Consider the following 23,849-nt stretch of genomic DNA (forward strand, 5'->3'; position numbering starts at 1 on the left):
CCGGCCTCGTCCCGCCCGCCGCGCCGGCCTTCCACGACGGCTTCCCCGCCCGGGCCCGGACCGTGCCCGGCTCGGGGATCAGCGCCGGGGCCCTGGGGCGCGGTCCTGCTCCACCTGTTCTTCCCTCCTCTCGGCACCCGGAGCACCCCACGGACAGCGGCACCGTCAGCCGCCTCGCCCGGCTCCGGCACTCAAATCCCGTAGGGCCATGCCGTGCCCACCGCCGGAATCGAAAGTAGGAGCACCATGGCTGCCTCGGCATCCCCTGACGGCGCGATCGAGCGCCTCGTCATCGAGAACTGCGCCATCGCGACGGTCGACGCCCACGACACCGCGTACGCCACCGGTCATGTCGTCGTCGCCGGGAACATCATCGAGTCGGTCGGCGCGGGCCGGGCCCCCGAAGGCCTGGCGCACGTCGTCCGCCGGATCGACGGCACCGGACACCTGGTCACCCCCGGCCTGATCAACACCCACCACCACTTCTACCAGTGGCTCACCCGGGGCCTCGCCACCGACCACAACCTGTTCAACTGGCTGGTCGCGCTCTACCCGACCTGGGCCCGGATCGACGCCCCGATGCTCGCCGCGGCCACCCAGGGCTCGCTCGGCATGATGGTCAAGGGCGGCGTCACCACCGCCTCCGACCACCACTACGTCTTCCCCCGGGGCTCCGGCGACCTGGTCGGCGCGGAGCTCGCGGCCGCCGCCGAGATCGGCGCCCGGATCACCCTCGCCCGCGGCTCCATGGACCGCAGCGAGAAGGACGGCGGCCTGCCCCCGGACTTCGCCGTCGAGACCACCGAGGGCGCTCTGCTGGCGACCGAGGAGGCCATCGACACCCACCACGACGCCTCCTTCGGCTCGATGGTGCAGATCGCCGCCGCGCCCTGCTCGCCGTTCTCCGTCTCCACCGAACTCATGCGGGAGGGCGCCCAGTTGGCCCGCCGCAAGGGCGTACGGATGCACACCCACGGCTCGGAGACCGTGGAGGAGGAGAAGTTCTGCCACGAGCTGTTCGGCATGGGCCCGACCGACTACTTCGAGTCCACCGGCTGGCTCGGCGACGACGTGTGGATGGCGCACTGCGTCCACATGAACGACTCCGACATCGCCGCCTTCGCCCGCACCGGCACCGGCGTCGCGCACTGCCCCTCCTCCAACGCCCGCCTCGCGGCCGGGATCGCCCGCGTCCCCGACATGCTCGCGGCCGGCGTCCCGGTGGGTCTCGGCGTCGACGGCACCGCCTCCAACGAGTCCGGCGAACTCCACACCGAGCTGCGCAACGCCCTGCTGATCAACCGCCTCGGCGCCCACAAGGAAGCCGCCCTGAGCGCCCGCAAGGCGCTGCGGCTGGGCACCTACGGCGGTGCGCAGGTCCTCGGCCGGAGCGCGGAGATCGGTTCGCTGGAGGCCGGCAAGCTCGCCGACCTGGTGCTGTGGAAGCTGGACGGCCTCGGCCACTCCTCCATCGCCGACCCGGTCACCGCCCTGGTCTTCGGCCCGGCCGCACCGGTCACCCTCTCCCTCGTGGGCGGCCGGCCGGTCGTCGAGGACGACCACCTCAGCAACGTCGACGAGGACGCCATCGCCCGCACCGCGCGGGCCGAGGCACAGCGTCTGGCCCGGATCGCCGCCGAGGGCTGACCCCTCGGCGCGGCCGCGGCCGACGCCACCCCTGAACTCGGCCGGGAGGGACGGCTCCCGGCCGGGCTTGTGGATCCGAGCGGGGTCCGCAAGCGCCGGACCCGGGGGTGCGGGATCTTCTCGTACCCCCGGGCCGGTCGGCTCCCACCCCCGGGCCGGCCGGCCCCACCACCGTCCACGCGCCACCAGCGCGGAGTGTCGCAGCAGCGCTCACCAGGCAACTTCTTGCACCACGCACCACATGGCAAGCCCTCCGTGACAGCCTCGCCTCGCCGGTCCCGGCGATGCAGAAAACGAAGGAGGCCCGCAGTGGCCGCAGTTACCGGGCAGAAGCCGGAGGGGGACCGGAAGCATCCGGTCGACCAGACCCTCCCGCCCGTCAAGATGTTCACCAGCGGCCTCCAGCATGTGGCCGCGATGTACGCGGGAGTGGTGGCCCCGCCGATGATCGTGGGGCCGGCCTGCGGGCTGAGCGCCACCGAGACCGCGTTCCTGATGGGCGCCAGCCTCTTCACCGCGGGCATCGCGACGCTGCTGCAGACGCTGGGTTTCTGGAAGGTCGGCGCCAAGCTGCCCTTCGTCAACGGGGTCTCGTTCGCCGGTGTCACCCCGATGGTGGCCATCGGCAAGGCCCAGAGCCCCGGCAATGCGCTGCCGATCATCTTCGGCGCGGTGATCGTCGCCGGTGTGCTGGGATTCCTCCTCGCCCCCTACTTCTCCAAGCTCGTACGGTTCTTCCCGCCGGTGGTCACCGGCACCGTCATCACCCTGATCGGCGTCTCGCTGCTGCCGGTGGCCTTCAACTGGTCCCAGGGCGGCAACGACCGGGCCCCGGACTACGGTTCGCTCACGAACATCGGGATGGCCGCGCTGACCTTCCTGATCGTCCTGGTGCTGCGCCGGGTGCTGCACGGCTTCCTCCAGCAGATCGCGATCCTGCTCGGCCTGATCGCCGGCACCCTGATCGCGATACCCGTCGGCATCACCCACTTCTCCGCGATCACCCAGGCGTCCCTGATCGGCTTCCCGACGCCCTTCCACTTCGGCGCCCCGCAGTTCGACATCGCCGCGATCGTCTCCATGTGCATCGTGATGCTGGTCTGTATGACCGAGTCGACGGCCGACATGCTCGCCCTCGGCAGGATCGTCGACCGCCCGGCGGACGAGCGCACCATCGAGGGCGGACTGCGCGCCGACACCCTCGGCACGGCCCTCAGCCCGCTGTTCAACGGGTTCGCCAACAGCGCCTTCGCGCAGAACATCGGCCTGGTCGCGATGACCAAGGTGCGCAGCCGCTTCGTCGTGGCCACCAGCGGTCTGATCCTGATCGTGCTGGGCCTGTGTCCCGTGGCCGCCTCGGTCATCTCGCTGGTCCCGCTGCCGGTCCTCGGCGGCGCCGGCATCGTGCTCTTCGGCTCGGTGGCCGCCAGCGGCATCCAGACCCTGGCCTCCGCCGCGATGGAGAAGGGGGACAACGCCCTGATCGTCGCGGCCGCCGTCGGCATCGGCCTGATCCCGATCGCCGCACCGGACTTCTACCACCACCTCCCCAAGGACCTGCTGGTCGTCCTGGACTCCGGTATCAGTACCGGCTGTCTGGTGGCCATCGTCCTCAACCTCGCCTTCAACCACTTCGGCAGGAAGACGGCGGAGGGGGACGCGGAGGGGGACGCGGATGCGGAGGCGAAGGCGGATGCGGAGGCGGATAAGGCCTACGCCGACCCGGGCGATCCGGGGATCGCGCAGCGGCCTGCCCCCGCCGCGGCGGGCGACGCCGGAGAGCCCGCGGCGGCGACCGCCCGCTGACGCCGGGCACGGGCGACGGCCCCGTAGGGAGCGGCATCCGCGGCTCGCCTAGGGGCCGTTGGGCGTTCCGCGGGCCGTCCGTGTGAGGCGTCGTCCCCTGCCCACTGTGCCGTTGGCGGGACCAGCCGGGCGCCGAAGGTGTGCCCGTACCCGGGCCCGGCCCGTGGGTCCTTCAGTCCAGCAGTCCGCCCAGCAGCTCGCGGAGGCCCGGGCCCGGGTCGAAGTCCTCGTCGGGGAAGGCGAGTTGGCGGAAGGCGACGCCGTCCATGTAGTCGCAGAGGATCGCGCAGTGCCGCCGCGGCGTCGGCGAGCCGATGCGCCGCAGCCACTCCGCTCCCCAGTCGACGACCGTCTCGCGGCCGCGGGTGAGAGCGGGGCGGAGCTCGGGGCGGGCCCAGGATTCCAGGTAGAGCGCGAAGCGGGCGGCGGTCCTGGCCCGCTCGGGGCCGGTCGCGTATCTGAGGAACCGGGTGACGGCATCGGCGAGTTCACCGGCGTCGGCCGGGTCGGCGGCCGTGGCGAAGGCCTCCCAGTCGCGGTGCTCCAGGACCTGGAGGTGGTCGACGATGCCGTCGATCAGGGCCGTCCGGTTGCGGAAGTAGTTGGAGGTGGTGCCCGACGGGACCCCTGCCGCGGCATCCACGGCCTGGTAGGTCAGCCCCCGCGCCCCCGCGCTGCCCAGGACCTGGATGCCCGCTTCCAGCACCTGCTCCCGCCGTCGTGCCACCCTGAGCGCCCTTCGTGCCGCATTGCTTCCTACTACGTTTGTAGTGTCGAGCCACTATAGGCCGGCTCCGCGGCGTGCTGATCGCGGAGGCGGCCTTCCCGGCCGAGTACGCCGCGACCTACCGGTCCACCGGGGGTGCCCCGTGACGGCGAGGGGCCGGTGCGTACCACCGCGGTGGTACCCACCGGCCCCTCGGGCGCTACGGGCGAAGGCCTCAGCCCAGCAGCTCGTACGCGGGCAGCGTCAGGAATTCCGTGTAGTTCTCGTCCAGGGCGACCCGGAGCAGCAGGTCGTGGGCCTGCTGCCAGGTGCCGGAGGCGAAGGCGTCCTCGCCGACCTCCGCGCGGATGGCGGCCAGTTGCTCCGCGGCGACCGTGCGCACCAGCTCCGCGGTGGCCTTCTCGCCGTTCTCGAAGACGACCCCCGCGTCGACCCACTGCCAGATCTGGGAGCGGGAGATCTCGGCGGTGGCGGCGTCCTCCATGAGGCCGAAGATGGCGACGGCGCCCAGACCGCGCAGCCAGGCCTCGATATAACGGGTGCCGACCTGGACCGCGTCGATCAGGCCCTGGTAAGTGGGCTTGGCGTCCAGGGTGTCGATCGCGATCAGCTCCGCGGCCCGGACGTCGACGTCCTCGCGCAGACGGTCCTTCTGGTGCGGCTTGTCGCCGAGGACCGCGTCGAAGCAGGCGCGGGCGACCGGCACCAGGTCGGGGTGGGCGACCCAGGAGCCGTCGAAGCCGTCGCCGGCCTCGCGGTCCTTGTCGTTCTTGACCTTGGCGAGGGCCTGCTCGTTGGCCTCGGGGTCGCGGCGGTTGGGGATGAAGGCCGCCATGCCGCCGATCGCGTGCGCACCGCGCTTGTGGCAGGTGCGGACGAGGAGTTCGGTGTAGGCACGCATGAACGGGGCGGTCATCGTGACGGCGTTGCGGTCCGGGAGGACGAACTTGGCGCCGCCGTCACGGAAGTTCTTGACGATGGAGAAGAGGTAGTCCCAGCGGCCGGCGTTCAGCCCCGAGGCGTGGTCGCGCAGCTCGTAGAGGATCTCCTCCATCTCGTACGCGGCCGTGATGGTTTCGATCAGGACGGTGGCGCGCACGGTGCCCTGGGGGATGCCGACGTAGTCCTGCGCGAAGACGAAGATCTCGTTCCAGAGGCGGGCCTCCAGGTGCGACTCGGTCTTCGGCAGGTAGAAGTACGGCCCCTTGCCCAGGTCCAGCAGGCGCTGGGCGTTGTGGAAGAAGTAGAGGCCGAAGTCGACCAGCGCGCCGGGCACCGGCCGGCCCTCGAACTGGAGGTGGCGCTCGTCCAGATGCCACCCGCGCGGGCGCATCACGACGGTGGCGAGCTCCTCGGCGGGCCGCAGGGCGTACGACTTCCCGGAGGCGGCGTCGGTGAAGTCGATCCGGCGCTCGTAGGCGTCGATCAGGTTGAGCTGACCGGAGACGACGTTCTCCCAGGTCGGGGCGGAGGCGTCCTCGAAGTCGGCGAGCCAGACCTTGGCGCCCGAGTTGAGCGCGTTGATGGTCATCTTGCGGTCGGTGGGGCCGGTGATCTCCACCCGGCGGTCGTTGAGCGCGGCGGGCGCCTCGGCCACCTTCCAGCTGTCGTCCGCGCGGATCTCCGCGGTCTGCGGGAGGAAGTCCAGCGTGCTGGTCCGGGCGATCTCCGCACGGCGCCCGGCGCGGCGGACGAGCAGCTCGTCGCGGCGCGGGGTGAACCGGCGGTGCAGCTCGGCGACGAAGGCGAGCGCGGCGTCGGTGAGGACCTCGCCCTGCCGTTCGGGGGCGTGAGCGGGGTCGACGTCGACGATGGCCAGCGGGGACGGCGCTGGTGCGGACATGAGTGTCACTCCATTCAGCGGCGGTGCCTGGCGGCCTCCGGAACACCGGGCGGCACGGGGTGCCGCGGGCTCCGGGATGCGGTCGCGGGCGCCGTCAGGGTTCAGGGCGCTTCTGACCAGTGGAGACTAGTTTCCTTATCGCGGAACTTCAATGGTTTGTTGATGTCGAGATTCTCAGAGTCGACACAAGCGGTGATCCAATGGCTCTCGGTGCCATGCCGGTCACTCTCCATTACTCCCGTCCGTGCACCTACTCCCGTTCCCCGCACGGGAGTTGGCGAAGGGCGTGGGTGTCCGCTGCGGGCCGGTCACTGCAGGCGGTGGAGATCCTCCGGCGTGTCGATGTCGTAGGCCTCGGCGATGTCGGAGCACTCGACGAGGGTGAGCGCGTCCGCATGCTCCTGGAGGTAGGCGCGCGCACCGCGATCTCCCGTCGCGCCGGCGGCGATCTCCGGCCAGCGGTCGGCGCCGAAGAGGACCGGATGCCCCCGGCGGCCGTCGTAGGCCGCGGAGGCGAGCGAGGCGCCGCCCTCGTACGCCGCCACCACCCGCGCCACCGCAGCGGCGCCGATGCCCGGCTGGTCCACCAGCGACACCACCACCGCATCCGCCCCCGAACCGGCCAGCGCGGCGAGGCCCACCCGGAGCGAGGAGCCCATACCCTGGGCCCAGTCCGGGTTTTCCGAGATGCCGTACGCCGAGAGATCGGCCCGTTCCCGTACGGAACCGGCGGCCGCCCCCAGCACGATGTGCACGGGGTGGCAGCCGCCGTCCCGCAGCGCCCGTGCGGCGTGCTCGACCAGTGGCCGTCCCCGGTGGTCGAGCAGGGCCTTGGGCCGTCCCCCCAGGCGTCGTCCGCCGCCCGCGGCGAGCAGCAGGCCGGCCACCCTCCCCTCGGGCCGCCCGGCGTTCCGTGGCCCCTGATCGGCGCCGGGCCGGGCGTGTGGTGACTGTCCTTGCGGTTCTCCCGGCTGTCCGGGCGTCCTCGGCGTCATGGGGACTGCTTACCTCATGGGGACTGCTTACCTCATGGGGGTCGCTCGCCTCGTGGGGGTCGCTCGCCTCGTGGGGGTCGCTCGCCTCGTGGAGGCTGCTCACCTCAGGGGGCTGCGTGCCTCATGGCGCCCGGTCTCCCTGGCCCGTTGGTGCCGTCCGCGGGATCAGGCCGCGTCACCGGAGGCTCGCGGACGGGGGATGCCCGGCCGCAATCGGTCGCGCAGGTGGGGCCTGCGTTCCTCCGCGCGCCGATGCTCGGCGACGTAACGGTATATGTGCTCCATCGTGATCTCCGATGCATCGGAAAGGCCGTACGCGCGGCAGATGAGTTGCACCACGCTGACGCGACGACGGTTCGAGCCGGCGTCGGGGCCGGAGTGGGACTCCATGGCATTCTCCGATCCAGTGATATGCCGGATATTTCCTTGAAAGGGAGAATGCTCCATCGTGCTGCGGCATACGCTTCGGATCGCGCGTACCCACACCAAAGGGTGGCGAGGTGAACGCATGTGCTGACGCATCATCAGGCCGATATGGGGTACTGCGTTGCGCGGCCGTTCCCGGTCGTACCCGGCCGTTCCGGGCCGCTTCCGCTCGGTGATCGGGTTTTTTCGCTCTCCGTGTGGCGCGATCAGCGCAGAGTGGCGTTAACTGTCCCGCATTGCGGAACGGGCAACGGCCTTGGAGGACGCCGTCGTTGTGGAACAGCTGCAGAGGGACAGGCGAGTGACCGGGGTCGAGGGCGACCCACGTGTCCAGGAACTACGCGGGGCAGTGGCCCGGCTGCGTCGGCAACTGGCAGTACTTCCGGGCGAATTACCGGATCGGGTGGCAGCCGATGACGAGCTGGCCGCGCTGGACGCGATGGTGAGCCACGGGCTGCCGGAGGTGCCCCGGCTGCGCCGTTCGCTCCTGCTGATCGCCGGGGCGGTCGGATCGGTGAGTGCACTGTCGCCCGCGCTCACGGAGGTGCGTGAGGGGATCGACCGCTTCGGCGAGCTGCCGCGCACCCGGTGACCGGGTGCCCGATGACCGCGAGCGCCGAGCCGGGGACGGGCCGCGGTGTGCCGGCGCCGTGCCCGGAACGGGCCGCCGCGCGTCGCTTCCCGCCCGCACGTCGCTTCCCGCCCCCGGCATGAGGCCCTACGAGGGCATCTGTTGCGCCTGCGCCTGCGCCTGCGTCGGTGCCTGCTGCGCCTACGCCGGCGTCTGATTCGCCAGCGCCACCGACAGCTGTGCCGCGACGTCCTGCAGCACCGGGACGATCTCGTCCGTCGAGGCCTCGGTCACCCGTCCGGTCGGGCCGGAGATGGAGATCGCCGCCGAGGTGGGGGAGTTGGGCACCGGCACCGCGAGGCAGCGGACGCCGATCTCCTGCTCGTTGTCGTCGACCGCATAGCCCAGGCGGCGGACATCGGCGAGTGCTTCCAGGAAGCGGTCCGGGTCGGTGATGGTCTTCTCGGTCGCGGCCGGCATGCCCGTACGGCCGAGCAGTGCACGGACCTCTTCCGGGGCGTGGTGGGCCAGCAGGGCCTTGCCGACGCCGGTGGAGTGCGGCAGCACCCGACGGCCGACCTCGGTGAACATCCGTACCGCGTGCCGCGAGGGCACCTGGGCGACATAGACGATCTCGTCGCCGTCGAGCAGCGCCATGTTGGCGGTCTCGCCGGTCTCCTCGACCAGGCGGGCCAGGAACGGCCGGGCCCAGGTGCCCAGCAGCCGCGAGGAGCTCTCGCCGAGCCGGATCAGGCGCGGGCCGAGGGCATAGCGGCGGTTGGGCTGCTGCCGGACGTAGCCGCAGGCGACGAGCGTGCGCATCAGGCGGTGGATGGTGGGCAGCGGCAGCCCGCTGCTGCCGGAGAGCTCGCTCAGGCCCACCTCGCCGCCGGCGTCGGCCATCCGCTCCAGCAGGTCGAAGGCGCGCTCAAGGGACTGGACGCCGCCGCTGGCGCCTGCGGGCTTGGCTTCGGCGGCGGAGGTGCTGGCGCTGGACGACGGCACGTCGCGTTCCTTTCGGGGCGGGTCGGATCGGTCTCGGCCGGTGCTGGCGGGCGCCGGGCCCGACCGGAGAAGCCTACCGGTCCCGTTACGTGCGCACACGGTCTCTCGCACACTCGTTCCCGCCGGTCAGGCCCTCTTTGTCTCACGGTGCGGGCCGACCGGCAAGCTCCTGGCCGGGAACCCTTGACGGCGCCAGGGGCCATAGCTACGTTCTGCTGCGCGAAATCTACTGTCCATTCTGTGGAATCCTCCAAATCGTTGGAGAGTCATGCGCCTTCTCGTCATGAACCCGAACACCACGGCTTCCATGACCGCCGCGATCCGCGTCACCGCCACCGCGGCCGCCGCCCCGGGTACCGAGATCATCGCGACCCAGCCCCTGTGGGGACCGGAGTCGATCGAGGGTCACTTCGAGGGCTATCTCAGCGCCGCGGCCGTTCTGGACCGGCTCGCCACCTTCGCTACGCCCTTCGACGCGCTGGTCATGGCCGGATTCGGCGAGCCGGGCCGGGAGGGCGCCCAGGAGCTGCTGGACGTACCCGTCCTGGACATCACCGAGAGCGCCGCCCAGATGGCGATGATGCTCGGCCATGCCTACGGCATCGTCACCACCCTCGACCGTGCCGTACCGCAGATCCGGGACCGGCTGCTGACCGCCGGGCTGCTGCAGCGCTGCGCCGCGGTGCGCGGCACCGGACTCGGCGTCCTGGAGCTGGAGGAGGACCCGGAGCGGACCGTCGAAGTGATCATCGAGACCGCCCGCGAGGCGGTCCGGGCGGGCGCCGAGGTGATCTGCCTGGGCTGCGGCGGGATGGCCGGGCTCCAGGAGAGGGTCGCGGCGGCGCTCGGCATTCCCGTGGTCGACGGGGTTGCCGCCGCGGTGAAGTTCGCGGAGGCTGTCGTCGGTCTCGGGCTGACCACCAGCGCGGGACGCAGCTTCGCGCCGCCCCGCCCCAAGGCCATCGGCTCCTGGCCGCTGAGCGTGCATCTGCGGCCGTCCCCGGAGCGCGCTCGGGACTCACCCCGTAACACCGAATTTTCCGCACAGACATCAGGCATCTGACAACTGGCCCCTAAGCTCCACCCGACCTGCCTGGGAGGACACGTGACCACACCCCCGAAGCCCCCGCAGCCGGACCCACGCCTCTTCAACGGGGACCTCGCGCCGGCCCCCGAGCGCACCTGGGGCACGTACAGCATCTTCGCGCTGTGGATGTCCGACACCCACGCGATCAGCAACTACGCCTTCGCCTCCAGCCTGTTCGTGCTGGGCCTGCCCGCCTGGGAGGTGTTCGTGGCGCTGCTGGCCGGCATCACGATCGTCCACTGGCTGATGAACCGGATGGGGCACGCCGGGCACCGGACCGGCGTCCCCTATCCGGTGCTCGCCCGCGCCAGCTGGGGCGTCTACGGCGCCAACATCCCCGCCCTGCTGCGCGCGATCATGGCCGTGGCCTGGTACGGCATCCAGACCTGGCTGGCCTCCACCGCCGTGGTCCTGCTGACGCTGCAGCTCGCGCCGGGCCTGGACGCCTACCACCACAACTCGGTACTGGGCCTGTCCACCCTGGGCTGGATCGCGTTCCTGGTGATGTGGGGGCTGCAGGCCGTCCTGCTGACCCGGGGGATGGAGTTCATCCGCAAGGTCCAGGACTTCGCGACCGGCCCGGTGGTCTGGCTCGTCGTCCTCGCGCTCGCGGTGTACCTGGTCGTCAAGGCCGGCGGTGACATCTCGCTGACCCGCAGCCTCACCGGCCTCAGCGGTTCCGCGCAGGCCGAGCAGAGCCTGATCGCGGTCAGCCTGACCGTCGCCACCTTCCTGACGCTGGTCCTCAACTACGCCGACTTCGCCCGCTTCACGCCCGACCACCGCTCCTACCGGCGCGGCAACCTGATCGGGCTGCCGGTGAACTTCACCGCCTTCGCCGTGGTCGCCGTCCTCGTCACCGCGGGCACGATCTCGGTCTTCGGCGAGGCGATCTACGACCCGGTGAAGGTGATCCAGAAGATCGACAATCCGGTGGTCACGGTCATCGGCGCGCTGGCCTTCATCGTCGCCACCATCGGCATCAATGTCGTCGCCAATTTCGTCTCGCCCGCCTACGACTTCGCCAACCTCGCGCCGAAGTACCTGAACTTCAAGCGCGGCGGCATGATCACCGCGGTGCTGGCGATCGTCGTCATGCCCTGGAAGCTCTACTCCTCGGCGCTGGTGATCCAGTACTTCCTGGGGGCGCTGGGTGCCTTCCTCGGTCCCCTGGTGGCGATTCTGCTCGTCGACTACCACCTGGTGCGCCGCGGCCGGATCGACGTCGATGCACTGTTCTCGGCCGACGCCCGGGGCGCGTACTTCTACCGCAGGGGCTACAACCCGAAGGCCGTGGCCGCCTTTCTGCCGGCCGCCGCGGTCTGTGCCGCGCTCGCCCTGGTCCCGGCCTTCGCGGTGGTCGCACCGTTCTCCTGGATCTTCGGAATGGGACTCGCCGGGGCGCTCTACGCCCTGCTCTCCCGCCGTGAGCGCGCCGCGGCCGGCGCCGTCCCGCTCCCGGACGGGATCATCCCGTCGCAGGTCGGGGCCGTGGTGGCGGAGGAACCCGCGGCGTCGGAGGAGGCCGGGCCGCTCGCTTCGCCGGTGCCGGTCGAGGGGTCTTGACGGGCCGCGGTCCGGAGTGAAGACTCGTTCAACAGATTGTTGAATATGTGGCATTCCCGTATGTCGTTCCTGCGTGCCTTCGTGTTCCGGACGCCACGGCCTCCTCGGCGGCCGTGCGCCCCGCACCCCCGCACGCAACGATGAAGACAGAAACGAGAAGGGGACCGGGTGTCCGAAACAGAGCTGGTGCTGCGCTCCACACGCGTCGTCACCCCGCAGGGGACGCGCGCCGCGTCCGTCACCGTCGCGGGCGGCACGATCACCGCGGTGCTGCCGCACGACGCCGAGGCTCCGGCCGGGGCGCGGGTCCGGGACTTCGGCGACCACGTCCTGCTGCCCGGCCTCGTCGACACCCACGTCCACGTCAACGACCCCGGCCGCACCGAGTGGGAGGGCTTTTGGACCGCCACCCGCGCGGCCGCGGCCGGCGGTGTCACCACCCTCCTGGACATGCCGCTCAACAGCCTCCCGCCCACCACCACCGCCGCCCACCTCGACACCAAGCGCGCGGTCGCCCGCAGCAAGGCCCATGTCGACGTCGGCTTCTGGGGCGGTGCCGTCCCCGGCAACGTCAAGGAGCTGCGTCCGCTGCACGATGCCGGTGTCTTCGGCTTCAAATGCTTTCTCTCCCCCTCCGGCGTGGACGAGTTCCCCGAACTCGACCAGGAGCAACTGGCCGCCGCCCTCGGCGAGATCGCGGGATTCGGCGGTCTGCTGATCGTGCACGCCGAGGACCCGGGCCACCTGGGCGCGGCCCCCCAGCCGCACGGCCCGAAGTACGCCGACTTCCTCGCCTCCCGCCCCCGCGCCTGCGAGAACGACGCCATCGCCGGGCTGATCGCGCTCGCCCGACGGCTCGATGCGCGGGTGCACGTCCTGCATCTGTCCTCCAGCGATGCGCTGCCGTTGATCGCCGCCGCCAAACGCGAGGGCGTCAGGATCACCGTCGAGTCCTGCCCGCACTTCCTCACCCTGACCGCCGAGGAAATCCCGGACGGCGCAACGGAGTTCAAGTGCTGCCCGCCGATCCGCGAGGCCGCCAACCAGGACGCACTGTGGGAGGGACTGGCCGACGGCACCCTGGACTGCATCGTCTCCGACCACTCGCCCTCCACCGCCGACCTCAAGACCGCCGACTTCGGCGCGGCCTGGGGCGGCATCTCCTCCCTCCAGCTCGGCCTGCCCGCCATCTGGACCGAGGCCCGCGAGCGCGGTCACACCCTCGATGACGTCGTGCGCTGGATGGCCACCGCACCGGCGGCGCTGGCCGGCCTCGGCCACAAGGGCGCCATCGAGCCCGGCCGGGACGCGGACTTCGCGGTGCTCGCCCCCGAGGAGACCTTCACCGTCGACCCGCAGGCCCTCCAGCACCGCAACAAGATCACCGCATACGCCGGGAAGACCCTGCACGGCGTCGTACGGTCCACCTGGCTGCGCGGCCGGGAGATCCACGACGGCGCCACCCTCGCCGCACCCACCGGCGAGCTGCTCGAACGGCCGCACCGCCCGTGACCGCCACCGGCCCGCCCCGCTATACCGGCGACGCACGCCCGTACGCAGGCGGCGATCCCTACGCCGACTACCGCACCCCCGGCCCCGCCGGCTTCGCCTTCACCCACCTCCCCGACCTCGCCGACCGGCGGCTGGGCGCGGGAGTGCTCGCCGCCAATGACGAGTTCTTCGCCGAGCGGGAGAACCTCCTCCGTCCCGGGCCCGCCCACTTCGATCCGGGGGCCTTCGGCCACAAGGGCAAGATCATGGACGGCTGGGAGACCCGTAGACGGCGCGGTACCGACGCCGCGCACCCGTTCCCGGCGGACGAGGACCACGACTGGGCGCTGATCCGGCTCGGCGCGCCCGGCGTGATCCACGGCATCATCGTCGACACCGCCCATTTCCGCGGCAACCACCCGCAGGCCGTCAGCGTCGAGGGGACCCGTGCCGAGGGCTCCCCGTCGCCGGCCGAACTCCTCGCCGACGACACCGTGTGGACGACGCTCGTGCCGCGCACCGCCATCGGCGGGCACGCCGCCAACGGCTTCGCCGTCGACACCGCCCGCCGCTTCACCCATCTGCGCCTCAACCAGCACCCCGACGGCGGGGTCGCCCGCCTCCGCGTTCACGGCGAGGTCGTCCCCGCGCCCGGCTGGCTGGCCGCACTGGGCACCTTCGACGTCGTCGCGCTGGAGAACGGCGGCCGGGTCGAGGACGCCTCGGACCGCTTCTACTCCTCGCCCCTCCACACCATCCAGCCGGGCCGCTCCCGCAGGATGGACGACGGCTGGGAGACCCGGCGCCGCCGCGGCACCGGCAACGACTGGGTCCGCTACCGCCTCACCGAGCAGTCCGTGATCCGCGCGGTGGAGATCGATACCGGCTGCCTCAAGGGCAACTCCGCAGGCTGGGCAGCCCTGTCCGGACGCGACGGCGAGCGCGGCGACTGGACCGAACTGCTGCCGCGCACCCGCCTGCAGCCCGACACCGTCCACCGCTTCCTGCCGACCGGCGCACCGCCCGCCACCCATGTCCGGCTCGACGTCTTTCCGGACGGCGGCATCGCCCGGCTGCGTCTGCACGGCTCACTCACCGAGGAGGGCGCGCGCCGGCTCGGCGCCCGCCACGACGCACTGAACGGCTGACCGCGGCACGGCCGCCATGGCCCCCGCCCGCCCGGGCCCCCTGCCAGGACGGGAGTGCCGCGGCCCGCCCTGACCCTCCGCCGGCGCGCAAGTGCCGCCGACGCCCTGCGCCTGCCGCGCGGCCACGAGGGCCCGCACCCCGATCGATACCGACGGCCGCAGACCGGATCACTCGGCGACGGAGTTCCAGAACATGAGTTCATACGCCTGGAGGAGGCGGCCGTAGCGGTGCGCCGTGGCCGGCCGCGCCTGGCCGGTGTCGAGACCGTGCTGCACTGCCCCGCGCGCCTTCTCGTCGACGGCCGGTGCCGGCCCGGCGAAGAAGCCGAAGAAGGCACAGGCCTCCTCGGGGAAGGCGTAGTGCTCCCGCATCGCGGCCTCGACGACCGCGCAATAGCCGCCCCACGCCGCGAAGTTGGCGGTCAGCGCGATCGCCACATCGGCGGGCTCGCCGCCGAGGGCGAGCCGCGCCGCATAGGAGGGGTAGGCCTGGCAGCCGGGGCGCGGCTGGTACTCCGCGATCTGCCGCTCGCTCAGCTCACATGCCTCCGCCAGCCCGGCCAGCTGCTTCATGGCCAGCGCCTCGCCCTGGGCGAGCAGGTCGAAGAAGTCGGCCACGGGCGGGTCGCCGTCCGCCCGCCGCGCCAGATGCTGGAAGCTGAGCCGGTCGGCGCCGATCACATGATGCTGTTCGAGGGCGAAGGTGGCGAACACGGAGCGTGGCGCCGCCCCCGCCTCGATCCGCGAGACCAGCCGGTTGGCATCGGTGTCCGGGGCGAGGGAACGGACCGCGTCATCGAGCACGGCGGCCGCGGTCGGACGAGGGGCATCGGGCGCGGGTCGGGCCATGGGACGGTCTCCTCCGGGGCGAGGGTGGCGGCCAGAGCCTCAGAGTAGGGCGCACGGCGCAGACCGACGGCCCGATGACGCGGCCCGTCAGGAAAAGGTGGTTCCCTTCAGCCCCTCGGCCCCCCTCAGCGCAGTACCACCTCATTGACCTCGGGCGCCGCCGTCCCGTCCCGCCAGGCCAGGCGTACCGCTCCGATCGCGCCGTCGCCGGCCGGCAGCCGCGTATAGGCCCCGGACAGTGTGCCGAGCGTGCGCCAGGCACCGCCGGTACGGACCTCGACCTTCGCCGCCCCGGCGGGTGCGCCCTGCGGCCGCAGGACGGTGACGGACCGTGCCGTGCGGGGCACGTCGGGCGTGAACTCCAGGGCCTCACCGGAGTGCGCCGCCCGCGCCGCGTGATAAGCGCTCGCCGGGTCACCGTCCCCCGCCGACCGCAGCGTGCTGCCCGCCGCCGCGGGCGGGCCGCCGGCCACCGTTGCCGCATCGGCTCCGGCCACCGAGAACTCCCGCACCACCAGCCAGTTGTCCTGCGCCGCAGTGGCCCGTGCGCGGACGTACCGGGCCTTGGTCCCGGCCGGCGGATCGGCACTGACCTCGGCCTTCCCGTCGAACGAGGCCAGCGGGTGCCAGTTCTTGTGGTCCGACGAGTACTCCAGGACGCCGTGCCGCAGATAGTCGTCCGGGCTGCCGCTCTTGCCCATCGCCAGCCGTACGGTGCCCAGCGGACGCTCCGCATGCAGATCCAGCTCCACGAAGGAGCCGGCCTTGGGCCCGGCGCCGCTCCAGAAGCAGGTGGCGTCATCACCATCGGTCATCCGGGAAACCGCGTTGTCCTGGTAGGCCGACAGATCCGTCGCCCCCTTCGGACGGCCGGCGACGCCCAGTGCCTCGTCGTGCGCGGCCACCGCGTCCTCGACGAAGGTGTCCAGTACCCCGTCCGCCACCAGCACCGGAACCCTCTTCCCCGACATGTCCACGTACACGAACGAGCTGGCGGTCTTCACCAACTCCGGGATCCGCTGCCGCAGTTGCCAGGCCCTCCCGCCGTCCCCCGCCTTGGTCGCCTCGATCAGCTGAAGGGCGGTACGCGCCGCGACGCCCCAGGCCTGCGTGGCATCCAGCCAGGGCCCGCTGTCCTTGACGAACCCCCGGTCGGCGAGCCGGTCCCGCAGCACCGCCGGTGCGTCCCGCAGGTTCCGCAGAACGCCGTCCAGCCGCCGGGCATCGCCGTCCTTGCCGAACGCCGCGATGGCGGCGGCGAGTTCGGGCGCCTGCTGCGGATTGAGCGACGAGCCGTAGTGGGCGTCGGCGAAGGCACGCAGCGCCCGCGCCGTACGGGCGTCGCCACCGGCCAGCTCCGCGATCGCCGCGCCCCAGGAGGCACGGGCGTCATACGCCGTGTCGTTCCACGCGTAGTCGGCCACGGTGTACAGCGCGAGCTTGGACGCGGCAGGCTGGATCATCGGGTTCGCGGTGATCCCCGCCAGCTGCTCCGGCAGCCCCTTCTCCCGGCCGTTGAACGGCCCGAGCAGCAACCGGTTGGTCACATAGTCATTGACCGGGTAGTTGTCCCACGTCAGGATCGGGTGCCCGAACACCTCTTGGGCCTGCCGCGCCTGGGCGACGGTCATCGTCGGCGCAATCACCCCCACGCCCGTCCACTCGACCAGCACATTCCCGTCCAGCTTGGCGGCCAGCGCCTTCTTGTACGGCGACGGCTTCACGTCGTAGTACTCGGTCGGCACCATCTGCAGCGGCTCGGCGCCCGGATGCTCGGCGATGAACTCCTGCTGGACGCGATTGAGCAGCTGGGCCTGGGCCGCCCCCGCCGCCCCGCCGCCGGTCCCGAACGCGTCCTTGTCCGCCGCACAGTTCCAGTCCGTGTAACTGATGTCGTCCAGCGGCACCGCGAAGGTCCGCACACCGATGTCCCACAGCGTCTGGAACTTGGCGGTCAGCGCCCGGAGATCCGCATCGGAGCTGTAGCAGACGGACAGCCCCGGGGAGAGCGCATAGGTGAACTCCACATGCCGCTGGTGCGCCCGGTCCACCAGCTCCTTGAGCTGCGCGAGCTGCCCTGCGGGGTACGGGTCACGCCACTTCTCCCGCAAATAGGGGTCGTCCTTGGGCGAGTAGACATAGATGTTCATCTTGTGCTCGCCGTAGAAGTCGAGCTGGTCGAGCCGGGCCTGGTGCGACCAAGGGGTTCCGTAGAAGCCCTCGATGACACCCCGCAGCGGGGTGGCCGGCCAGTCCCGTACAGCGGTGCCCTGCACCCGCGCGCCCGGCCGCTCCCGGTGGGGCAGCAACTGCCGCAGCGACTGCGCGGCGTAATACGTACCGGTGGCGTCCTTGCCGGACAACGCGATCCGGCCCCCGCCGACGGCCAGCGCATAGCCCTCGGCAGGCAGCCCGTCCGGCCCCCGCGCCCCCAGCGCCTGCAACGCCCGCGAGGCGCCCGCACCGTCCACATACACCGCCAACTGCCCGCCGTGCGGGGCCTTTTCGGCCCGTACGACCCGGTCCGCACCGGCGTCCTTGAGCGATTTCTCGACGACGGCCAGTGCCGGGGCATCGGTGTCCGGCCCGGCGACGACGGTCACGGAGCGGGTGATGGTGACCTGGTCGGACCGGCTCCGGACGGACCGGGGCGTGGGGGAGAGGAGAGGGGAACCGGCTACTCCGGGGCGGTCCCGGGGGCCGTCATCCCCCGCTTTCCCGCCGGTGCCCGGCGGCCCGGCCATGCCCGTCAGCGGGATCACAGCCAAGGCCGCGGCCAATGCGGTGGCCGCCGCGGTGCGCGTACGGTGCATCCTTCGGTCCTCCTCGGTGCGGCGAGGTGCAGGGACGAGTCGTGCGAGCCTTCGCGCCAGCAGGCTTCACCTGCCCACCGCACCGTGGCAATGGACTTTCGAACCGAAGAGATGGACGTTGTCGCACCGGGGGCCCGCCACCGCACCCACGGCCCCGCGCAGCGGACCCCGCCCGCCGCAGGCGACACGGCGCCGCACCCGGCAACGTCCGCGCCAAGCCCGGCGCAGCCCTGCGCCGTGTCACCGTGACTTGGCGACGATCACCAAGAAGCTCATGAACGCCAACAGCACATGCGTCGCCACCACGTAGATGAACACCCGCACATACAGCCCGCGCGGCGGTTTTTGCTCCTTGTACGTCCGAGCGGCGGGCGCCGTCCCGGGCAGCGGCTCCGATGGGGGAGGGGCGGCAGGAATGGTCTGATCAGGCACGACGTGCGGTCCTTCCGTCAAGAACGGCGCCCAGGGCTCACAGCCCGCGGCGCCTCGCGTCGTCGCCGAGGCACCACTCGGCGGCACCGCTCTGCAACAGTGTGTGGACGAACAACAGCTCGGTCCCGCCCTGTGAGGCGGCGGAGATTCGGTGTGGCGTGAGCGAGTCGAAGTGCGCAGCGTCCCCCGGGTCCAGCACATGCACCGCCGCGCCGAGCGTCAGCCGCAGCCGCCCCTGAAGGACGTACAGCCACTCCTCGCCCGGATGCACCCGCACCAGATCGCCCTGCGTCCGCTGCGGCACATGGACCCGCAGCGCCTGCATGGCCCGCCCGGCTCCGCCCACGGTCCAATACGTCCAGCCGCCGACCTCCGACGGCTCCGTACGGTCCGCGCGCAGGACGGGGTCCCGCTCCGGCGCGGTCTCGCCGAGCAGGTCGGATACCGTGGTGCCGTAGGTACGGGCCAGCGCCAGCAGCACCGGCAGCGACGGCTGCCGCTGCCGGGTCTCCAGCCGCGACAGATGCGCGGGCGAGAGTCCCACCAGCCGGGCCGCGGTCTCCAGCGTGAGGCCACTGCGTCTGCGCAGGTCACGAAGGCGCGGTGCGACGGTGGACAAGTCCCCCGGCGGAGCGCCGACAGGCTCGTCGGGAAGCTCGGTCATACCCCTGGTATAGCGATCCTTCACCTCTCAGGCAAAAGATTTGCCTGAGAGGCAAAGGCGCTGGCGCCTGCTTTCGGCCACCCGGCCGCCACCCGCCCCAACACCCGTCCTTCGGTGATGTCGTGGGCCGACACCGCCGCCCCAAGCCCGGAATCCTGCCCAGCGGACCACTGCCTTTGCGTGATGGCGCCTTCACCACAGGTGAAGGAAGGGTCCGAATGGCGGGCGTTCACCTCATACGCGCACGCGTCTCTTCACACTCGTCTGGCTCACCGTACGTCTCGACCAATGAACAGGCACGACCATGAGCCGGACCATCACCCCGTCGCCCCAGGGCTCCCCGCAGGCCGTGCAGAACGGCGAGTCCGTGTTGTCGCACGGCCTCAAACAGCGCCATCTGTCGATGATCGCGCTCGGCGGGGTCATCGGCGCGGGGCTCTTCGTCGGCTCCGGGGTCGGCATCGCCGCGGCCGGGCCGGCCATCGTCCTCCTCTTCGCGGGTACCGGCGCGCTGGTCATGCTGATCATGCGGATGCTCGGCGAGATGTCCGCGGCCCGGCCTTCCACCGGCTCGTTCTCGGTGCATGCCGAGGAAGAACTCGGCTCCTGGGCAGGGTCCACCTCGGGCTGGATGTACTGGCTGATGCTCTGCGCCGGAGTGGCCGCGGAGGCCACCGCGGCGGGCACGATCATGCACACCTGGGTGTCGTTCATCCCTGCCTACGGCTGGGTGGCGATCTTCATGGTGTTCTTCTGCGCCAGCAACCTCACCGCGGTCAAGAACTTCGGCGAGTTCGAGTTCTGGTTCTCCGCCGTCAAGGTCACCGCCATCGTCGCCTTTCTGGTGCTGGGCCTGCTCGGCATTCTCGGGGTGTTCGGCAGCGCGCCCGGCACCAGCCATCTCACCGGCCACGGCGGCTTCTTCCCGACCGGCGCCGCCGGGCTCGCCGCCGGGCTGCTGACCACCATCTCCGGGTTCGCCGGTCTGGAGACCGTCACCATCGCGGCGGCGGAGTCCGATAACCCGAGCCGGAACGTGGCCCGTGCCGTCCGCACCGCCGTCTGGCGTATCGCCGTGTTCTACATCGGCTCGATGGCCGTGGTGGTCACCCTGGTGCCGTGGAACAACCCGAAGGTCGCCACGGACGGCCCGTACGTCACCGTGCTCGACAGGCTCGGCATTCCGGCCGCCGGCACGATCATGCAGATCGTGGTGCTGGTGGCGCTGCTCTCCGCGATGAACGCCAACATCTACGGCTCGTCGCGCATGGCGTACTCCCTCGTCCGCCGGGGCCAGGGGCCGCGTTTCCTGGCCAGGGTCACCAGGGGTGTGCCGGCCGCGGCGGTGCTGGCGTCCTGTGTGTTCGGCTTCGCCGCCGTGATCGCCGGGATCGTCTGGCCGACCACGGTGTTCGCCTGGCTGCTCAATATCGCCGGCTGCTCGGTGCTGGTCGTCTGGTCCATCGTCGGCCTCACTCAGCTGAAGATGCGCCGCCGCCTGGAGCGCGAGGCGCCCGAGCTGCTCTCGGTGCGGATGTGGGCCTTCCCCTATCTGACCTGGCTGGCGTTGGCCGCCATCCTGGGTGTCTTCGCCGTCATGGCCGCCAGTGCGGACGGCCGGCAGCAGCTCGCCGGAACGGCCGTCGTGGCCGCCGCGCTGGCAGGTGCGGGCCACCTCAAGCAGCGCCGCGACCGGCAGGCCGCCGTCAGCGCCTGAGCCGGGCGACACGGCCGGGGAGTTCGGAGGGTCCCCGGGGGCGCCTCGGTGGGCGCCTCGGTGGGCACCTCGGTGGGCACCTCAGGGTCCCGATGGACACCTCGGAGGGTCCCTGATGGGGCACCGGAGAGTCGCCGATGGGGCGCCGTCGAGTCCTCTGGGCGGCGGAGGCGCCCCTCCCCGTCTCAGCGGTGGGACGGGGGAGCAGTATGGGGAGAATTGGGGCAGTTGGTGGGCGTGGTGTTGTGAACTCCCGGAAAACTTCCGCCCGTTGGGATTGACAGGATCATGTCTACGCGCGTCATTCTGGTGGCATGAGAATCCCCCCACGGATCACCAAGTTCGGCGCCGTCGGCGCCCTCGCTTCGGCCCTTCTCATCGGCGGGACCGCGGTCGCCGCCACGCCTGCCGTTGCCACGACCCACCCGGCCACCTCGTACGCCACCGCGGCGCACGCCACGTCCGTACACGTCAAGGACGTCGGCAAGACCTGCTACTCCAAGCTGCCCTCGCAGGCCCACGACACCCTCGATCTGATCGCCAAGGGTGGGCCCTACCCCTACCCCAAGGACGGGACGGTCTTCGACAACCGGGAGGGCATCCTGCCGTCCCAGAGCTCGGACTACTACCACGAGTTCACCGTTGTCACGCCGGGCTCGCCCGACCGCGGTGCGCGACGCATCGTGGCCGGCGAGAAGAAGGACGAGGACTACTACACCGCCGACCACTACAAGACCTTCGATCTCGTCGATCGCGGCTGCTGACGGCCTGCGGCGGGTGGCGATGCGGCCGGCTTGAGATGCCGTCGGGCTGAGCGTCCGGCGGGTTGACGGAACGCCAGGCCGGCAGACCGAAAGGCCGAGAGGTCGAGAGGTCGAGCGGCCGCCCGCACGAGGGGCAGCAGAGCAGCACGCCACAGCGCAACAGGCGAACTGCGAAACAGCGGAACAGCCGAAGAGCGGAACAGTGGGGTGGCGGGCCCGGTCAGGGTCCGCCACCTCCAGCACGACGGCGGCCGGGGTGTGTATGCACCCCGGCCGCCGTCGTGCTGTCCGCGGGTGCTGCGTGTCCACCCCGTGCGCCCATGCCGTGCGCCCCGTCCCGTGTGCCCACGCCGTGCGCCCCCTCCCACCTCCCTCTTCTCCCCATTCTTGGCAGAAGGGGCGCACAGGGCGCACCCCCGAGAGAGGATTGTCAGTGGTTCCCGGTAGCGTTTCGGCAGAAACGAGGAGCGGGCGGGCATCAGCGGAAAAAGACCATGTGGGGTCGGCTGCTGGGGCACGCCCCGGAAAGTGCCGTATTCACCGTGGGGCATGGTGAGCCGGCACAAGGCGTCGGAGACAAGGAAGGACGGCGAACTGCCGTGTATCGCTGGGAGATCACCCGGGCCGCACTGGCGCAGCGGGTTTTCGCCATCGTCCGGAGCAGAACCTATGACGAGGCGAGCGCCACGGCCGACACCCTGCTGTCGGCGGGCATCACCAGCCTGGAGATATCCCTCACCACCCCCTTCGCCCTGGAGGCGGTCACGACTCTCACCCGCGAGCTGGGCGACGACGCCGTCATCGGCGCGGGCACGGTCCTTGACGCGGTATCGGCCCGGATGGCGGTCGACGCGGGTGCCCGCTATCTGGTCTCGCCGAGCCTCGACGCCGAGGTCATCCGTACCGGCCACCGCTATGGCATCCCGGTCTTCCCCGGGGTGTCGACGCCGACCGAGATGGTCCGCGCGCTCGAACTCGGCGCGGACGCGCTCAAGCTGTTCCCCGCCTCGGGGCACGACCCGGCCTGGCTGGCGGAGGTCCGTGCCGCACTGCCGCAGGTGCCGCTGCTGCCGACGGGCGGGGTGACGGTCGACAGCGCGCCGGAGTGGATCGCGGCGGGGGCGGTCGCGGTCGGCATGGGAACGGCGCTCTCCGAGGGCGACCGTGACACCGTCGCCAAGCGCGCCGCCGACCTCCTCAACCGCTTGGACGAAGCAGCCCCCGACCGTTCGACGACCAGGGGTACGGCGAACCTTTACGAGGACTGACGGGCCCTCGGCTCCCCCCCCCGCGCCTGCCCTCCGGCCGTCCCACCGGCCGGTCGAGGGGTTCACCTGAACCACGGGCTCTGCCACCCTGAGCGCTTCGATCATGCGATCACGCCGCTGCGTCCAGGAGTCACAGGAGCCCTTATGAAGCGCGCCGTCACCCTCTCCGCCCTGGCTTGTCTGCTCGCCGTCACTGCCGCCGCCCCGGCGGTGTCGGCCGCCCCGACCGGAGGAGGGGGTGCCACACCCGCAGTCGGCAGGAAGGCCTCGGCCCTCGATGCCATCCCCCGGCGCGGTGTGCTGCGGGTCTGCACCACCGGCGACTACCGCCCCTTCAGCCACCTCGACCCCACGACCGGCACCTACAGCGGTGTGGACATCGCCATGGCCGGGGATCTCGCCAAGAGCCTTGACGCCACACCCCGTTACGTGGCCACGACCTGGGCCGAGCTCGTCGGCGACCTGTCGGCCGGCCGCTGTGACATCGCCATGGGCGGTGTCTCGGTCACCCTCCCGCGCGCTCGCTCCGTCTACTTCAGCGAGCCCACCCGCACCGACGGCAAGACGCCCCTCGTGCGCTGCGCGGACAAGGACAAGTACCAGACCCTGCAAGAGATCGACCGGCCCGGAACCAAGGTCATCGTCAACCCCGGTGGCACCAATGAGGAATTCGCCCGCGCCCATCTCCGGCAGGCCACCCTCACGGTCCACCCGGACAACACCACGATCTTCGACGAGATCATCGCGGGCCGCGCGGATGTGATGATGACCGACGCGAGCGAGACCCGCTACCAGGCCAGGATCCACCCCGAACTCTGCTCGCTCCACCCGGACAAGCCCTTCTCCTTCTCCGAGAAGGCCTACGCCCTGCCCCGCGGCGACAACGAGTTCAAGGCGTACGTGGACCAGTGGGTGCACCTGGCCACCCATGACGGGACCTACCGCAAGTACGAGGATGCCTGGATGAGGTGATGAAGCAGCGCACCCATGGGTACCTGCCGTTGTGGAGAGTTGGCTCTCATATCGGCCG

19 protein-coding genes are annotated in these 23,849 nt (G+C 71.3%); 11 read left to right on the top strand and 8 right to left on the bottom strand.

The features are described 5' to 3' along the window. Window positions 1-246 precede the first annotated feature (246 nt). Together ACF088_RS31305 and ACF088_RS31310 are read left to right on the top strand one after the other, a co-directional pair. Window positions 247-1,647, top strand: coding sequence for an 8-oxoguanine deaminase (locus ACF088_RS31305; protein ID WP_392379255.1), 1,401 nt, complete (start codon window positions 247-249; stop codon window positions 1,645-1,647). Between the two features lie 309 nt (window positions 1,648-1,956). After that, window positions 1,957-3,453: a nucleobase:cation symporter-2 family protein gene (locus ACF088_RS31310; protein WP_392379256.1), complete on the top strand. Its 1,497-nt coding sequence runs from the start codon at window positions 1,957-1,959 to the stop codon at window positions 3,451-3,453. A gap of 172 nt (window positions 3,454-3,625) precedes the next feature. On the opposite strand, the gene ACF088_RS31315 is transcribed toward ACF088_RS31310, so the two are convergent. The 3 genes from ACF088_RS31315 to ACF088_RS31325 form a co-directional block, all read right to left on the bottom strand. Next, window positions 3,626-4,180 carry a TetR/AcrR family transcriptional regulator gene (locus ACF088_RS31315; protein ID WP_392379257.1) on the bottom strand — a complete coding sequence of 185 codons (555 nt, stop codon included), beginning with the start codon at window positions 4,178-4,180 and terminating at the stop codon, window positions 3,626-3,628. 214 nt (window positions 4,181-4,394) lie between these two features. Further along, window positions 4,395-6,023 carry a malate synthase A gene (gene aceB / locus ACF088_RS31320; RefSeq protein ID WP_392379258.1) on the bottom strand — a complete coding sequence of 543 codons (1,629 nt, stop codon included), beginning with the start codon at window positions 6,021-6,023 and terminating at the stop codon, window positions 4,395-4,397. A gap of 308 nt (window positions 6,024-6,331) precedes the next feature. Next, window positions 6,332-6,910: an NTP transferase domain-containing protein gene (locus ACF088_RS31325; protein WP_392379337.1), complete on the bottom strand. Its 579-nt coding sequence runs from the start codon at window positions 6,908-6,910 to the stop codon at window positions 6,332-6,334. 835 nt (window positions 6,911-7,745) lie between these two features. On the opposite strand from ACF088_RS31325, the gene ACF088_RS31330 reads away from it, so the two are divergent. Beyond that, a complete protein-coding gene (locus tag ACF088_RS31330; RefSeq protein WP_392379338.1) occupies window positions 7,746-8,036 on the top strand; it encodes a DUF5955 family protein in 291 nt (96 codons plus the stop codon). A gap of 180 nt (window positions 8,037-8,216) precedes the next feature. Here the strand turns inward: ACF088_RS31330 and ACF088_RS31335 are convergent, their stop codons facing one another. Further along, window positions 8,217-9,020 (bottom strand): IclR family transcriptional regulator, encoded by an 804-nt coding sequence (locus ACF088_RS31335; protein WP_392379259.1) that lies wholly within the window; start codon window positions 9,018-9,020, stop codon window positions 8,217-8,219. A 268-nt stretch (window positions 9,021-9,288) separates the two neighbouring features. Here ACF088_RS31335 and ACF088_RS31340 point away from each other — a divergent pair, with 268 nt between their 5' ends. The 4 genes from ACF088_RS31340 (at window position 9,289) to alc (ending at window position 14,312) form a co-directional block, all read left to right on the top strand. Further along, the gene (locus ACF088_RS31340; RefSeq protein WP_392379260.1) at window positions 9,289-10,083 is read left to right on the top strand and encodes an aspartate/glutamate racemase family protein; all 795 of its coding nucleotides are present in this window, start codon (window positions 9,289-9,291) and stop codon (window positions 10,081-10,083) included. Between the two features lie 42 nt (window positions 10,084-10,125). Next, window positions 10,126-11,673: an NCS1 family nucleobase:cation symporter-1 gene (locus ACF088_RS31345; RefSeq protein WP_392379261.1), complete on the top strand. Its 1,548-nt coding sequence runs from the start codon at window positions 10,126-10,128 to the stop codon at window positions 11,671-11,673. A gap of 168 nt (window positions 11,674-11,841) precedes the next feature. After that, on the top strand, window positions 11,842-13,185 hold the full coding sequence (allB, locus tag ACF088_RS31350) for an allantoinase AllB (RefSeq protein WP_392379262.1): 1,344 nt from the start codon (window positions 11,842-11,844) through the stop codon (window positions 13,183-13,185). Continuing rightward, window positions 13,182-14,312, top strand: a complete 1,131-nt coding sequence (gene alc / locus ACF088_RS31355; protein WP_392379263.1) for an allantoicase — start codon at window positions 13,182-13,184, stop codon at window positions 14,310-14,312. Before allB ends, alc begins: the two co-directional genes overlap by 4 nt. Window positions 14,313-14,480: 168 nt before the next feature. On the opposite strand, the gene ACF088_RS31360 is transcribed toward alc, so the two are convergent. From ACF088_RS31360 to ACF088_RS31375, 4 genes are all read right to left on the bottom strand, one after another. Beyond that, window positions 14,481-15,161 (bottom strand): transcriptional regulator, encoded by a 681-nt coding sequence (locus ACF088_RS31360; RefSeq protein WP_392379264.1) that lies wholly within the window; start codon window positions 15,159-15,161, stop codon window positions 14,481-14,483. A 125-nt stretch (window positions 15,162-15,286) separates the two neighbouring features. After that, complete coding sequence (locus tag ACF088_RS31365) at window positions 15,287-17,974, bottom strand: beta-N-acetylglucosaminidase domain-containing protein (protein ID WP_392379265.1); 2,688 nt, start codon at window positions 17,972-17,974, stop codon at window positions 15,287-15,289. A 240-nt stretch (window positions 17,975-18,214) separates the two neighbouring features. Next, window positions 18,215-18,406: a DUF6126 family protein gene (locus tag ACF088_RS31370; protein WP_392379266.1), complete on the bottom strand. Its 192-nt coding sequence runs from the start codon at window positions 18,404-18,406 to the stop codon at window positions 18,215-18,217. A 37-nt stretch (window positions 18,407-18,443) separates the two neighbouring features. Next, complete coding sequence (locus tag ACF088_RS31375; protein WP_392379267.1) at window positions 18,444-19,070, bottom strand: helix-turn-helix domain-containing protein; 627 nt, start codon at window positions 19,068-19,070, stop codon at window positions 18,444-18,446. 304 nt (window positions 19,071-19,374) lie between these two features. Between ACF088_RS31375 and ACF088_RS31380 the strand changes: the two genes are divergently transcribed. The 4 genes from ACF088_RS31380 to ACF088_RS31395 all read left to right on the top strand — a co-directional run bounded on the left by ACF088_RS31380 (window position 19,375) and on the right by ACF088_RS31395 (window position 23,791). After that, window positions 19,375-20,787, top strand: a complete 1,413-nt coding sequence (locus ACF088_RS31380; RefSeq protein ID WP_392379268.1) for an amino acid permease — start codon at window positions 19,375-19,377, stop codon at window positions 20,785-20,787. Window positions 20,788-21,101: 314 nt separating this feature from the next. Beyond that, window positions 21,102-21,551 (top strand): ribonuclease domain-containing protein, encoded by a 450-nt coding sequence (locus ACF088_RS31385; protein WP_392379269.1) that lies wholly within the window; start codon window positions 21,102-21,104, stop codon window positions 21,549-21,551. A 599-nt stretch (window positions 21,552-22,150) separates the two neighbouring features. After that, window positions 22,151-22,819: a bifunctional 4-hydroxy-2-oxoglutarate aldolase/2-dehydro-3-deoxy-phosphogluconate aldolase gene (locus tag ACF088_RS31390; RefSeq protein WP_392379270.1), complete on the top strand. Its 669-nt coding sequence runs from the start codon at window positions 22,151-22,153 to the stop codon at window positions 22,817-22,819. Between the two features lie 144 nt (window positions 22,820-22,963). Beyond that, complete coding sequence (locus tag ACF088_RS31395; protein WP_392379271.1) at window positions 22,964-23,791, top strand: transporter substrate-binding domain-containing protein; 828 nt, start codon at window positions 22,964-22,966, stop codon at window positions 23,789-23,791. Window positions 23,792-23,849: the final 58 nt, after the last annotated feature.

This window comes from Streptomyces sp. NPDC015125 (assembly GCF_043080045.1).
Classification (GTDB): domain Bacteria; phylum Actinomycetota; class Actinomycetes; order Streptomycetales; family Streptomycetaceae; genus Streptomyces.

Excerpts from the sequence above, each read along its gene's own strand:
- ACF088_RS31380 (WP_392379268.1), top strand. The coding sequence starts at position 19,375 with ATGAGCCGGACCATCACCCCGTCGCCCCAGGGCTCCCCGCAGGCCGTG.
- ACF088_RS31375 (WP_392379267.1), bottom strand. The coding sequence starts at position 19,070 with ATGACCGAGCTTCCCGACGAGCCTGTCGGCGCTCCGCCGGGGGACTTG.
- ACF088_RS31395 (WP_392379271.1), top strand. The coding sequence starts at position 22,964 with ATGAAGCGCGCCGTCACCCTCTCCGCCCTGGCTTGTCTGCTCGCCGTC.
- ACF088_RS31385 (WP_392379269.1), top strand. The coding sequence starts at position 21,102 with ATGAGAATCCCCCCACGGATCACCAAGTTCGGCGCCGTCGGCGCCCTC.
- ACF088_RS31360 (WP_392379264.1), bottom strand. The coding sequence starts at position 15,161 with ATGGCCCGACCCGCGCCCGATGCCCCTCGTCCGACCGCGGCCGCCGTG.
- aceB (WP_392379258.1), bottom strand. The coding sequence starts at position 6,023 with ATGTCCGCACCAGCGCCGTCCCCGCTGGCCATCGTCGACGTCGACCCC.
- ACF088_RS31340 (WP_392379260.1), top strand. The coding sequence starts at position 9,289 with ATGCGCCTTCTCGTCATGAACCCGAACACCACGGCTTCCATGACCGCC.
- ACF088_RS31305 (WP_392379255.1), top strand. The coding sequence starts at position 247 with ATGGCTGCCTCGGCATCCCCTGACGGCGCGATCGAGCGCCTCGTCATC.
- ACF088_RS31365 (WP_392379265.1), bottom strand. The coding sequence starts at position 17,974 with ATGCACCGTACGCGCACCGCGGCGGCCACCGCATTGGCCGCGGCCTTG.